Genomic DNA, 13745 nt, shown 5'->3' on the forward strand with positions numbered 1-13745 from the left:
AGGAACGCCATGCCCACCGACTCACCCTGGGCACCGATCAGCGGCACGTGCTGGAGGTCGTCCAGCGATTCCACCGGGACGTACAGCGGAGGCGGTCCCGCCTCGTACCGGGGCAAGTGCGGGGTCGGTGCCCATATCTCGAACCGCCCGTCCCTCTCGGCCGAAATGACCGGGTTGACCTCACTCAGGTCAAAGGTCGAGCGCGGGAACGGCTTGGTGTTGGTGACCACGGCAACGGAGGCCCCCTCACCGCGCAACGCCGCGGCGAACACCGTCGCCCGCCGCTCGTAGTCGTCGGGCGACCCGTCCCCGTCCTGCATCAGGAATACCCGACCGTCGAAATGGTCGCGGTAAGTGGCGGTCGCCGCCACTTCGGCGGCCAACCGGGTGCCGTCGTCGAGCGCTCCTCGCACCAAGAAGTCGTCGCCGCGCACCGGCACGAACACGAAGATCGGCTTCGCGCGCCGACTGACAACTACTCCGGACAAGGATAGTTGCAGCCTGGCGCCGATCTGCCGGAGGTGGAACCAGTTGCGCCAGTCGCTCGGGAAAGCGATGGCCGGGCAGTCGAGCATCCGGAGGGACGAGAAGTCGAGAGTCCGGCCGTCGCCGGCCAGCGGGACGGTCGGGAAGTAGCGGTCGCGGAAGGTCCTGTCGGTGACGGTGTACTCGCGGGGGTCGGTAGACCCCAGCACCACCGCGTCATCGGAAGGAGCGGGCTCGACACCCGGCGGCAGCACTTCCAGCCCACCGGTCCGCGACAAGCGCACCTTCGTCGGGAACGCCTCGATGCCGCCGCGGTGTCCCAGCTCACGGCCCCAGCCTCGCAGCGCCTCGACGTCGCGCACCTCGCACGCCAGCAGCGTGAGCTTCCGGTCCTGCGGCACCACGTCCGAGGCCAGCAGCAGCCGCAGGAACGCGGCTTCCTTGAGGACCGCCTCGCCGCCTGACCTCAACGGCACGCGGAACCCGTCGTCACCGTGGTGCACCGCCACGGAGAACCGGCCGGCGCCGCGGTCGCGCATCACGTCCGCCGCCACCTCGGCCTCGGTGCCGGTCAGGAAGGCCACACCGACCCGACGACCGGCGGAGTCGGTCAACGGGACGTGCCGGACGTCGTCCAGGGTCAGCGGGGGGCGGGTGTTGTAGCCGGCGATCTCCCGGTCCACCGCCGCCTTGGCCCGCCACCACTTCCGCTTCGCGGTTCCCGCCGCGACCTGCGCGGTGCGCAGCGCGCTCTTCGCCGCGGCGACCTGGCCGTGCGGCGCGCGCCCGTCCTGGTGGGCGTCGAGTTCCCGGCGCGCGGCCGCCGCCGCGGCCTCGGCGGCGGCGAGGCGGGCCTGTGCCGCGGTCGACGCCTGGCGGGCGTCCTCGGCGCGGGAGCGGGACTCGGCTGCCTCGGTGAACCGCTCGCGCGCGGCATTCAGCTCCGCGTTCAGGCCGTCCACCACGGCCTGCTGCCGCCGGAGGTCCGCCTGCAGGTTGGCCAACTCCTGGTCGTGCACGGCCCGGAGGACCTCGTCCTCCGCCTGCCCGAGCACCTCCTGCGTGGCGCGTACCTGCTGCTGAATGGCGGTGTACCGCTGCCCCTCGGTGTACTCCCGCGCCACCAGGTCGGCCACCGCGGCCTTCGCCGCGACGACCTCCTCGGGTGAGGTCACCTCCACGAGGCGCTCGGCCTCGGCACGCACCGCCACCTCGGCGCGTCCCCTCTCGACCTCCGCCTCGGCGGCGGTCAGGGCGTCGGTCCGCTCCACGGCCATCACCAGGTCCTGCACGTGGTGCCGCGCCTTCTCGACCTCGACCTCGGCCTCGCGCCACGCCTTCGCGGCTCCGTCCACCGCGTCCTGGGCGGCGGCCAGGTCGCCGTCGACGGGCTTGCCCAGCACCGCCTCCGCGTCGGCCACCGGCATCCGCAGGCCCACCGAGCCCGGGACGGCCAGGTCGTAGACCCCGACGCGGCCTTCCCCCAGGTCGGCGACGACCCGGTACTCCACGTCGAACGCCACCACCCCGGTGCGGTCGATCACCAGCCGGTCGGCGTGCCGGAAGTTCTCCTTCCCCCCGGTGACGACGTCCACGGCCTCCGACACGTGCCGTGCGTCCATGCCGTTGGTGACGAAGTTGACCGAGTTCGGCCCGTCGAGGCTGCCGTCGGCGTGGCGCTCCACGTGGTTGAAGGTGCCGGCGCCCAGGCCGCCGGACAGCTCCCTCGCCTGCACGCGCACCGATGTGGTGTCGTCGCTCGTCGTGCCCACCGACAGGTCGTAGTCGAACGCCCCGTCGCTGAGGGAGCCGAGCCTGGGGTTGACCAGCTTGGCGTGCACCTTCAGCGAGGCCCGGTCGGCCCACCCCACCGACGACTCGTGCAGGTCCGGGACCTCCAGCACCCCACCCCGGGCCATGCCGGGCAGGGCGGCCTGCACCTGCTCGGGGCTCAACGCGGACAGCAGGGTGTTCAACGCGCCGGTGCCCTTGCCCGTCAAGCCCGCCGGCTCGTGGGAGCGCAGGGCGGACAGCAGCGACCCCGCGGACCCGAGACCGCCGTCGGTGCTCCGGGCCGCCTGGCGCAGCGCGGCGACGGCGGCCCCCCGGAGGTCGAGCACGCCGACCTCTTCCTCGACGGTGGCGGCCTTCGGGACGGGGGTGGCACCGGCGCGCCACGCGGCCACGTTCCCCAGCCGCGCCTCCTCGGCGGACCGGAGGTGGGCCTCGGCCCGGTAGGGCTCTTCCGGGCGTGGCACGGTGGTGAGAACATCGGCCTGTCGGCGCAGGCGCAGCTCCACCGGGTCCCCGATCACCCGGGCGATGTCCTCGTTCCCCTTCTGCACGACGAGTTCGAACCGGATCGGCAGCTCGTAGAGGGCCATCGGGCCACTCATGCCGCGCACGACGAGGACGGTGTCGGTGGTCCCCGCGGACCAGTTGACGACCTGCGTGCGGGCGGTACCGGCGGTGGGCATCACACCGACGGTGTTGGCCGGGTTGCCGCCTTGGGGATCGGTGGCGTGGGCACCGGGGGCGCGCAGGATCGCGTTCCAGCCGCTGGCCCGTGCCGTGCCGTCGACGTGGCGCCGCAGGCCGACGATCGCGTGCTCGATGTTCGCGCCGTCGTTCACGACGCCGTCGAAGCGCGGTTCGTCGACGAGGCTCGCCTTGAGCGTCACCTGGTAGACGTCCTTGCCCACGCCCTTGCCGGGCTTGTGCAGCAGGAGCGGCACGCCGCCGTCGAGCGCACCGTCGATGAGCGCCTTCGTGCTGGTCGGCGTGGTGAAGTCGGCCAGGCGTCGGAGGTTGTTCATGAGGTCGTCGAGGACGGAGTCCGGCAGCAGCCCGTGCCCGGACGAGGTGTCCGCGTTCCCGCGCACCTGGTCGACCAGGTTCCACACCGCCGCCGACAGGTCGGCGTCGCGCCCCGGCTCCAGCAGTCCCGTCGCCAGTGTCGCGGGTCGGCCCGGCACCAGGAGCCGCGGCGGGTGGAGAGTCTCCGGCGTCCGCGGGGCCGGCTCCTGCTGGACCGACTCCTCCTCGGCCGACTCCTGCTGGACCGACTCGTCCGCCTCCGGGATCGGCTCCAACGCCGATCCGACGTCGGGCAGCACACCCATCCGGATCGCGGTCGCCTCGTCGACCCGCACGAACACGGCGCCGGGCAGCGCGACGGCCACGCCGGCCATCCCGATCGCGGCCGCGTGGAGGGTGTTCTCCTTCCGGCTCTCGGCGATGACGCTCACCAGGGCGTCCATCTGCACCAGCACGGTGCGGGAGTTCTCGTCCGTCACCCGGTTGCGGTCGACCAGTCCGACGAGCACGCGGGTGTCGGACTTCGACCGCAGTCGCGGCATCCACCGGAGCAGGACGTTGAGGCCGCCCAGCCCCTTCGGGGAGGCCACGTTGCGGCGCGCGGTGCCGCCCAGGTTGACGATCCAGTCCAGGGCGCGGACGACGGACCTCCCACCGACCGCGTAGGAACCGCCGGTGGCCGAGTTCTCCGAGGACGTGGTGTCCGCCACGCTCACGCGGCGCGGGTTGGACAGGTCCATCACCATGCCGACCGCACCGACCCGGTCGGTCACCCCGCGGTTGTAGCGCAGCTCGCCGGCCATGACGCCGGTGTGGACCCACTGGTGCATGGTGGTCTTGAGGGCCGTCGGGCTGAGGAGCCGGTCCAGCTGGTGGCGTGCTTCGCTGCCGGGCGCGGTCAGCGACGCGTCGCCGCCCGACGCCCGGGTCAGCGCCTCGACGACGGCCTCGCCCAGCGCCTCGGTGTGCGCCACGGCCTCCACGTGCACCCACTCGTGGTGCGGACGTGCCGAGCCCGGGTTGAGGAGCGAGGCGATGCCCCCGGCCGGGGACAGCGGCACCGTGCTGGGCTTGCCGGGGCGGAATCGCTCCGGGTCCGCCCCGACGGTCGCCCCCTCGCCCATCCACAGCCGAACCGGGCCGCGGATCAGCGGCAGCACGTCGGGGTTGTCCCGTTCAGCCGGGTCCAGCGACCGCGCGAGGTCGACCGTGCGCGCCACCACGAGCGGCTCCGGCAGCTCCCGGAACGGCGTTCCGGGAGCCAGCCACCGCCACCACGAGCGGGGGCGGTTGTAGGAGGTGATCTCGACGTCGAACTCGACGTCGTGCTCGAAGAGGTGCGCGCCGGGGCTGCCGATGTCCAGGGAGCTGGCTTCGACGACGGGACCGCCGGCGGCCCTGGTCGTCGTGCCGAAGTGCAGGCGCACCGCGCTCTGGAACAGCCCGACGACGTTGGCGACGGACCGCCACAGGCCGCCGACCCGCCCTTCCAGGCCGACGTTCCACATCTTCGCGGTGGTGGTGGAGCTGCCCAGCCTGGGGCTCGCGGCCGTGTAGTGGCGGATGTGGTGCTTCTCGACCTCGCCCCGGTGGGTGCCGGGCCCCAGCTTCGCCTTGACCACGACGGAGACGTGCTGGTCGGTGAACCAGCCGCGCCGCGTGAGCCGGACCCGGACGCCGCTGCCGAGCAGCTCCTCCATGCTGCCCCGCAGCGCCGTCGGCGAGAGCTTCGTGGTCAGCTCGCGCAGGTTGCCCAGCTGCTCGGCCACGTCGGTGGCGTTCCCGCGGACCTTGCGGGGGTGCACGCCGTCGAGGTTCCAGTCGGGCAGGAACCGCTCGAACCCGGGCAGCTTCTTCAGCGCGGCCTCCACCTGCGGCTGCACGTCGTCCGCCGGGGTGAACGCGCCGACCCGGAGGGTGCCCGCGGCCAGGCCGTCGGTGAGGTGCGCCAGTGCGGAGCGCGTGCCCGCGGTGCCCTCCTTGACGAGGCCGGCGGACGTGGTCGTCGGCAGGCCCAGGTCTGCCGCCTCGCCCATGCCCACCCGCAGGTAGGTCGTCACGGGGATCGTGGTGTCCGGTCCGGTGGAGGCGCGCACCAGCAGGTCGGTGGTGATCTTGTAGAGGCCGACGTCCCGCTTGATCTCCAGGCCGCTGCGCAGCATGGTGCCGCTGCCGGCGGACGACCTCTCGGCCGTCCGCGCGGAGTAGCCGCCGGTGACGCCGACACCGATGAGCACCGGCGTCGGCAGACCCACACCGCCGCCGACCGCGAGCCGGGCGTCGAACCCGCCGGCGATCGACGCGCTGACCCCGCTGCCGCTGACCAGCTGTCCCCGGTTGCGCAGCCGCCACGCCTCGTCGGTGCCGACCAGCTCGGCGTCGCGCAGCACGGCCTTCATGCGCACGACGGCCGAGTGGGCGCCGTGCGCGCTGACCAGGTCCGGGGAGGTGACCCAGCCGTTGAGCATCGGGACGAACTGGTCCCGGATGCCGGTGGGCGACAGGAACTCGCGGAGCGTGGTGCGACCGGCGGCGCCGATCGCGGTCACCGACGGGTGCAGCCTGGCCGCGACGTCGGCGAAGGACGTGTCGGTGTCGAGGTCGGTGACGGCCTCGGGGAACGGGTGCTCCAGCTTCGCGCCCCAGCCGGGGTCCTCCGGCGTGACCGGTCCCGAGCGGGTGCCGGAGTCGATGGCCCTGGTCAGGTCGTCGGGGATGCCGAGGGTGACGTCCACCCCGTCGCCGGACACCTCGGCGCTCCCCTTCCCGCGCCCGAGGTCGTCCTTCAGCACCACGGTGTAGCGGACGGGCACGGTGATCCGCCCGGAAGGCCCCGACCGGATCATGGTCTGGTCGGTGACCGAGTCCCCTGTGTTGGTGTAGGTGTGGGGGTGCGCGCGCGGCGTCCTCCCGATCGCCATCGCGTACGCGCCGACGCCCTGGCTGGCCATCGCCGCGATCGCGAGGTCCCCGGCGGAGGCGCTGTCGGTGACGGTGCCCGAGGAGACGACGGTGTTGACCCGCAGGTCGAGCAGGGCCGCGCCATCGGGCCGGAAGACGGGGATCTCCCCGTCCGGGAACTGCGGCGTGGCGGTGACGCGCGCCTCGTACCACCTGTTGCCGACCCGCACCTGGAAGGTCCGGCCGGTGCCCAGCAGCGACTCGAACTCCTCCTCCAGGGCGCGCTCGACCTCCTCGACGCCCTCGGGCCGCACGCCGTCGGGTTTCGGGAGCATCACGTCCAGGGCCGCGAGCACCCGTTCCCTGCCGTTCGCGGAGGCGGCGGCCGAGGCCACGCCGAGCGCCTGGCCGCTGCGGAGGTAGTCGGGCAGGGAGTCCGCGGACAGGGTTCGCGGCGACTCCTGCCCGTCGTCCTCGGCGGGGATCTCCTCTGCCGGTGCGGGGTCCTCGCTCCGGGACGCGGTGTCACCGGCGGTCCGCCCGCTCTCGGACGCCGTCTCGTAGACGCCGCTGCCCTCGGACGCCGTCCCGTAGTCGGCGGTGTCCTCCGCCGGTGCCGCCGGGGCGTCCGGGAGCGGAACCGCGTGAGCACCGGCCTGGGGACCGTCGACCGGGGAGGAGGGGGACCCGGTGTCCTTCTCATCGGACTCGTCCGGTTCGACGTGTGAGGGGCCGCCCGCGGTGTGCGGGAGCGCCGCTGGTCGGCTCCCTCCCGGCAGCCCGGTACGGCGCCGGGTGCCGAACCTCGTCGCCAACGTCCGGGACAGTTCCCGGGCGGCCTCCTCCGTACCCGTGTGGAGCGCGTGCGCCACGACGGTGGTGATCTCGTCGAGCAACTGCCGCCGGCGTGCCTCGTCCGGTGTGGGCGTCCCGATGACGAGCGGCGCGTGGTGGTGCTCGCTGACGATCGTCGCCGCGGTGTTCATCAGCTCGCTGTGCTGCGACGGCGTCAGCTTCTCCAGGCGCGCGCCGACCACCTCGTCGGCCGCGCGCGCCGCGGATTCCGGCGTCCACGAGTCGGGGGTCGGGGTCTGCACCCGCGGTTGTCGCTCGGAGTCGTCGGCCAGGTCACTCCTCTCGTCCGACCAGTCGGTGGCCTGGTCGACGGACACCGGCGGTCCGAGGGGGTCGGCACCGGACGGGTCGATGCCCAGGTCCCCGGCGATCACCTGGGCGTGGGCGAGCCCGTGCCCGTCGTCGTGCCCCTCCTCCAGGTGCACCGCGACCACCTCGACGAGGTCGTCACGCGCAGTCGTGTCCAGACCGGGGATCGTGGACACGATCCTCACGGCCCGATCCGTGACGGACTTCCGGATCGCGGGGTCGATTTCCGCCAACGTCCGCGAGGACTCCGCCGCATTCAGCCGCAACGCCGCCTTCGTCCACCTCGGGCCACCACCGCCCGCCGCGGGCGCACGACCCGCCCACGACGGGCCCCACCCCGCGGGATTCGACGCGGCGGACAACGGCGTCGGAGAGCCGTCACCTGTTCCGGGGCCGGCCACCACCGGCTCGGACCGCGCACCTTCCTCCGACGGGGCGAGCACCGACTCCCCCAGCGCCACGGCCGGGCCGACGGGGGACTCCGACCTCACCGAAGGCCCGGCGTCCTCCGCGTCCGGCAGGTCGACGGCGACCGGCGCTTCAACGGTCTCCACCCGCGAAGCCCCTCGGAGGTCGTGGACGAGCGACCGCGCGAAGTCCGCGGCGGCCTGGCCGCCGTGCTCCTGTACCAAGTGCAGGGCGACGACCGCGGTGAGATCGTCTTCCAGGGCCTGTTCCAACCCCGGGATCGCGGACACGATCTCCACGGCGCCCTTGATGGCGTCTTCCACCACCGCGGCGTCGTACTCCCCCAACTCCCGCACCGACTTCGCCGCGTCCAGCCGCAGCGCGGATTCCGTCCACCGGGGGCGTCCGGGGTCGGGGGGCGGTGTGCGTTCCGCTGCCGTCGGGGCAGGGGTGGTGGCGTGCGGGGACGGGCCCTGTGCGACCGCGGACTGCCCTGGTCCGGTCGAGGCCGGGTTCGGGGCGGGGGGCGCGGAGTGCGGGAGAGGCAGTGGTGCGGCCTGCGTCGGCGGGACCGGGGACGCGGTCGTCGCCGTGCCGGGGTGGTCCGCGGTGTCACCTCGACCGGTCGGGTCGGCCTGCGGGAGGATGCCGAGGTCCCTGGCGATCGTGTGCGCGAACTCCCCGCCCCCTTCGTCACCACGCCCCTCGGCCAGGTGGGCGGCGACCACCGTGACGAGGTTGTCGTTGACCGCGGGGTCGTCCACCGGGATCGCGGACACGATCGCCGTCGCCCTGTCCAGGAACGCTTCGCGGGCAAGGGGGTCGAAGGCGTCCAGCAGGTCACGTGATTCGAGCGCGTCCTGTCGCACCAGTTCGGCGGTCCACCGCGGACCCTGGGCCGCGACCGGGGTCGTGCCGCCCTGCTGCGACGGGGTGTCGGCCGCCGGCTGCGCCGTCGCGGTCGACGTCTGCTCCACCAGGAGCGGGGACGACGTGCCGTCCGCTGCCGGCCATGCGGTGTACCCGTCCTGCCGCTGCGGTGAACCGGTCGTGCCGGTCCGGTCGCCCTGGCCGGGCGCGGCCTGCACGCCCTGGTCGGCGGTCGGTGTCGTGGCGCCGCTCTCCGGCACGCCGGTGTGGTCCCCCTGCTGGAAGGGGGTCGTGCGGAGAGCCGGTCCCGTCGCCGCCTCGTCCGAGGCCGCCTGCTGCGCACCGGTCGCCCCGAACTGCGAATCCCGCTCGTCGGCTCCGAGCGGCGGCGGCAGCGCGTCGTCGGAGGGGCCCGTGACGGGTGCCAGCGGGATGCCGGAGGGCTGAGGGCCCTGGTCGGACGCACCGGGAGGTGCGAGCGGGGCGGTCAGGTCCTGGGGACCGGGCGCCCCGCCGATGCCGACAGCGGCGGGGTCGTGGGGACGCTGTGTCGTGGCGGACGGGGTGCCGTCCTGCGACGGGGCGGCGCCTGGTTGCGGTGTCGTGCCCTGCGCTCCCGGGGGTGGGGTGTCCACCCTGGTCTGACCGCCCAGGAAGCCCGCGACGAGCGCGGCGGCTCCCGCCGCGCCGACCGCCGCGCCGGCACCGGTGCCGACGGCCTGTCCCAGTTCCCTGGTGGGGTCGTTGCCGATGCCGGTGCCCGCGATCGGCTCGTCCGCCGAGTGGTCCCCGGTCTGCGCCGGCGGCTCGTCGCCGGGCTGCGGGACACCCGGCTGCTCCTCCATGAGGTCATCCGGCGCTCCGTCGACCGGCGGCGCGTCGACCAGGCCATCCGGTGACTCGGTGCTCGGCTCCTGCGGCTGTTCGCCGAACACCTCGCCGAAACCGTCACCGAAGGTTTCGTCGGAGGTCTCGGGAGGCTGCTCCGCCAGCACGGCGCCGGTGTTCGGCCCTTCCTCGGGGACACCGGTGCCGGTCTCCGGGCCGGCGACGTCCTCGACCTCCATGCCGGAGAAGTCCGGGACGTCGACGTCGACGTCGTCCAAGCCGTCGACGCCGAAGTAGTTGTCGACGGCGGCCTGCGTCGTCCCGGTGAACGCACCCCCGACGACGCCGGTCCACACGTCGTCCAGGCTCTGGCCCAGGGCGAGCCCCATGCCGACGCCGACGATGCCCTCGGCGCCGCCCTCCACCCCGCCGTGGACGAACGGGTTGTCCGAGAGCTTGGGGCTGAGCTTGCCGATCACCTGGTGCGCGCCGCCGATCAGGCCACCGGCCGCCGCGCCGCCGATGGCGGACAGCAGGGTGTTCATGGCGTCCCACTGTTCGCGGTTGCGCTCGATGAACTGGATGAGCTGCGCGAGTGCGTCCTGCAGGACCTCCTCGACGCCTTCCTGGAGCGCTTCGGCGAGGATGCGCGCGGCCCAGTGCAGGCGTTGCATCAGCCGGGCCACGGCCATCCGGCCGGCGGTGACGATGGAGGGCAGCAGCGGTGCGGTGAAGGGGCTGGCCATCGACCAGGCGATGGCCTGGGCGAAGAACGACAGCTCGATGACGATCGAGTACTCGGTGTGTTCGACCTGGAGGGCCAGTCGGTGCAGCGACTCGGACTGGGCCTGGGGGACGGCGGCCAGTGTGGCGAGGACCTCGTCGAGGTTGCGCATGTAGGAGCGGAACGCCCGAGCCGTCGCGCCGCCCACGCCGTTCTCGATGTGCCCGCGCAACCCGTTCAGCTGCTGTTCCAGACCCCGCACCTGCTGCCCGGCCGCGCCCCACCCGGACGCCAGCGCGTAGGCCGCCTGGGAGTCGATCTCCGGGATCTTCTGCCCGGCGAGCAGGATCGCCCAGACGTTGCCGCCGTTGGACGGATCGAGGTGAACGGGCAAGGTGGGCTCCGTCGGTCCTGCGGTTTCCCGCTGTGTACGTACGCGGTGGGGCACGCCCCGGTCCGCCTGGCGCGGCTTCACCGAGCACGTGGTCGTCCGCGCCCACCGGCTCCAGTGCCCTGCCCGACTCCTCCACGCCGACGTGCGCGAGTCGGAGCAGCCCGGCGTGCCGCGTGTCCACAGTCGATCCCCTGACCTGCGGTGCGGTGCTCCACAGTGGAGCGGAAGCGGGACGGTCCTGACAACGGCCGCCCGCGCGACCGGCCCGATGGCGAAGAGGCCGCTGCCCGTTCGGTCAGCGTGGCCGAGGCCCGTACGAGTCCGGCACCGCCACGACCGGATCGCACCGGCGTCAGGCAGGTGCCCGTCCCCCCGAAGAAGTGAACAGGCATGGTGGCGTTCCCGAAGGGGCAGCACGCGACCTTCCGGCGGGGTGCCGCGACGCGGCAGGCGTGAGGATGCCGGTGACGCGGCACGCGAGGAGGTTCGACGGTGGGGTACGGGCTGGGCATCGATCTGGGCACGACGTTCACGGCGGCGGCCGTGTCCGGGCAGTCCGGCACGAGGGTGGTGCCGCTGGGTCGCGACGTCGTGGCCCCGTCCACGGTGTTCGCCGGGGCGGACGGCACGCTGCTGACGGGTGACGCGGCCGAGGCGGCCGCGACCACCGATCCGACGCGGGTCTCGCGTGGGCACAAGCGCAGGCTCGGCGACCCCGCGCCGCTCGTCGTCGGGGGTGCTCCCTACGCGCCCTCGGCGCTGCTGGCCGCGCAACTGCGCGACGTGGTGGCCGCGGTGGCGGCCCACGAGGGCGGTCCGCCGGACGCGGTGGTGCTGACCTGCCCGGCGGTGTGGGGTCCCTACCGGCGCGAGCACTTCGACGAGGTGCACCGCCTCGCCGGCCTGACCGACGTGCGCGTCGTGACCGAACCCGAGGCCGCCGCGACCCACTACAGCGCGGAGCGCCGGCTGGGGGACGGCGAGCTCATCGCCGTCTACGACCTCGGCGGCGGCACCTTCGACGCCACCGTCCTGCGCGCGCAGGACGGTGGCATGCGCATCCTCGGCACCCCCGAGGGCGTCGAGCGCCTCGGCGGCATCGACTTCGACCAAGCCGTGCTGGCGCACCTCGACGCCCTGCTCGACGGGGCGCTCACCGCCCTCGACCCCACCGCCCCCGAGACCGCCGCCGTCCTGGCCGCCGCCCGCGCGCTGTGCGTCGAGGCCAAGCAGCAGCTGTCCACCGAGCCCGACGTCACGCTGCCCTCGCCGCTGCCCGGCGACACCCGGCAGGTCACGATCACCCGGCTGCGGTTCAACGACATGGTCCGCCACTCGGTGTCGTTGACGACGGAGGCGCTGCACCGCACCATCCACTCCGCCGGGTTGCGCCCCGACGACCTCACCGGCGTGCTGCTCGCCGGCGGTTCCTCCCGCATCCCCCTCGTCGCGCAGATGGTCTCCGCCACCTTCGGCAAACCCATCCACGTCGGCCTGCACCCCAAGCTGACCGTCGCCCTCGGCGCGGCGGCCATCGCCCGGAACATCGCATCGGTCCCCACGCCGGCACGCCAGTCACCCGTGACCGGTGCACCGGTCGGTGCTCCGCCCGTCGGCGCGGCTCGTGCCACCCCGCCCACCGGCTCCGCGCGCACGGCGTCGTCGAAGCGGAAGCGCCCGTGGCTCGTCCCGGCGGCGGCGGTGCTCGCGGTCGTGGCGGTCGGTACGACCGCGGCCCTGGCGTTCAGCGGCGACCCTCGAGGCGATGAACGGGCCGCCGGCGTCAGCTCGGCGCAGTCTCCCGCACCCGGTTCGGCGCAACCTTCCGCGCCCGGTTCGGCGAGCCCTTCGACGGTGCGGCAGCGAGCGGTGAGCGGACCCGAACTGGAGGTCTACGGCGGTCGGGGGGCGACCGCGTACCGCGGCATGCTCGGCAGCGCCGAGGACGACTGGGCGGGCACGGCCATCGGTGAGGACAACACCGCCGCCTACCAGGCCATCTCCGCGTCCCCTGACGGAGCCGCGGGCCTGCGGGTGACGTGGAGCGGCACGGCGCCCGGCCAGGTCTACCTCCAGCACACCGACGGCGGCACGGACCTCAGCACCTACGCCGACGCCCCGAGCGCGCTCGTCATCGACCTGACCCTGCACCAGAAGCCGACCGCCACCACGGCGCTCGCCGTGCACTGCGTCTACCCGTGCGCCGCCGAACTCGACGCCACCGGGCTCCTGCGCCGCCTGCCGATCGGTGCGGAGCGGAGCGTGAAGATCCCGATCACGTGCTTCACCGCCGCCGGCCTCGACCCGAGGAAGGTCAACACCCCCTTCCTGCTCACGACGGCGGGCCGGCTCGACGCCACCCTCCACCACGTGCGCTGGGTGCCGGGAGCCGCCCAAGACCCGGACGCCACCCCGTGCGAGGCCCTCGGCTGATCCGCACCGCGTTCCGCTCGTGGACGCCGCACCGGGCCGAAGCCCGGTGCGGCGTCCGTCGGTCAGCGGTGGGGTGCCGGATCAGGCGTTGGCGACCGGGAGCACGTCGCTCAGCGACGTGAGGACGGTCGGTTCCGAGCACCCCGCCGGGGCAGGCGGTCGTGCTGCGGCCATCAGGGCGCGCAGCGGCGTGAGGGTCGTCTGCTCGGGATCGACCTGCGGCACGAGGACCGGGAGCGGCGGGTTCGGGTCGGTCGCGATGTCGGCGAAGTCGACGTCCACCGAGATCTCGTCGCCGCCGATCTCGCGGGTGATCCACGGACCGGACTCGACGAGCTGCCCCAGCGTCTTCACGTGCAGGCCGTTGATGCGCTCCAGGTACCACTCGTCCGCGGGCAAGGGCCCCATGCGCCCGGTCATCCGCGCCTTGACGTCCTTCACCCGCTCGAACAGCACCCGGACCAGCGCGGCACGGTCGTGCGGGCCCTCCAGGCCGTCGCGCAGCCGGTCCTCGACCAGCCTGGGCATTCCGTCCTGGTCGGGCATGAGCATCGTGGTCCAGGCCCGTGACTTCTCCCGGTACTGCAACTGCTGCATCAGACCCTCGTGCGCGGAGAAGTCCGAGGAGCGGAACCGCCTGCCCTGCCACTTCGAGCGCAGCGTGCCCGCCAGCGACAACGCGCTCTTCACCCCCGTGTTCAGCCCCCGCCCGGGCCAGAA

At 73.7% G+C, this 13745-nt stretch carries 3 protein-coding genes (1 of these 3 cut by a window edge); 1 reads left to right on the forward strand and 2 read right to left on the reverse strand.

Translation table 11 applies throughout. From position 1 onward, the window contains the following. Positions 1-10592: the beginning of a WXG100-like domain-containing protein gene (locus CKY47_RS33845; protein ID WP_306750438.1), read on the reverse strand. It extends 24490 nt beyond the left edge of the window; 10592 of the gene's 35082 nt are visible here — the first part of the coding sequence; it begins with the start codon at positions 10590-10592; its stop codon lies off the left edge, out of view. Positions 10593-11084: 492 nt separating this feature from the next. On the opposite strand from CKY47_RS33845, the gene CKY47_RS33850 reads away from it, so the two are divergent. Further along, the gene (locus CKY47_RS33850) at positions 11085-13025 is read left to right on the forward strand and encodes an Hsp70 family protein (protein WP_306750439.1); all 1941 of its coding nucleotides are present in this window, start codon (positions 11085-11087) and stop codon (positions 13023-13025) included. Positions 13026-13106: 81 nt separating this feature from the next. Here CKY47_RS33850 and CKY47_RS33855 read toward each other — a convergent pair. Beyond that, the coding region (locus tag CKY47_RS33855) for a hypothetical protein (RefSeq protein WP_306750440.1) at positions 13107-13745 on the reverse strand (639 nt) is incomplete at its 5' end.

This window comes from Saccharothrix longispora (assembly GCF_030852425.1).
Lineage (GTDB): Bacteria > Actinomycetota > Actinomycetes > Mycobacteriales > Pseudonocardiaceae > Actinosynnema > Actinosynnema longispora.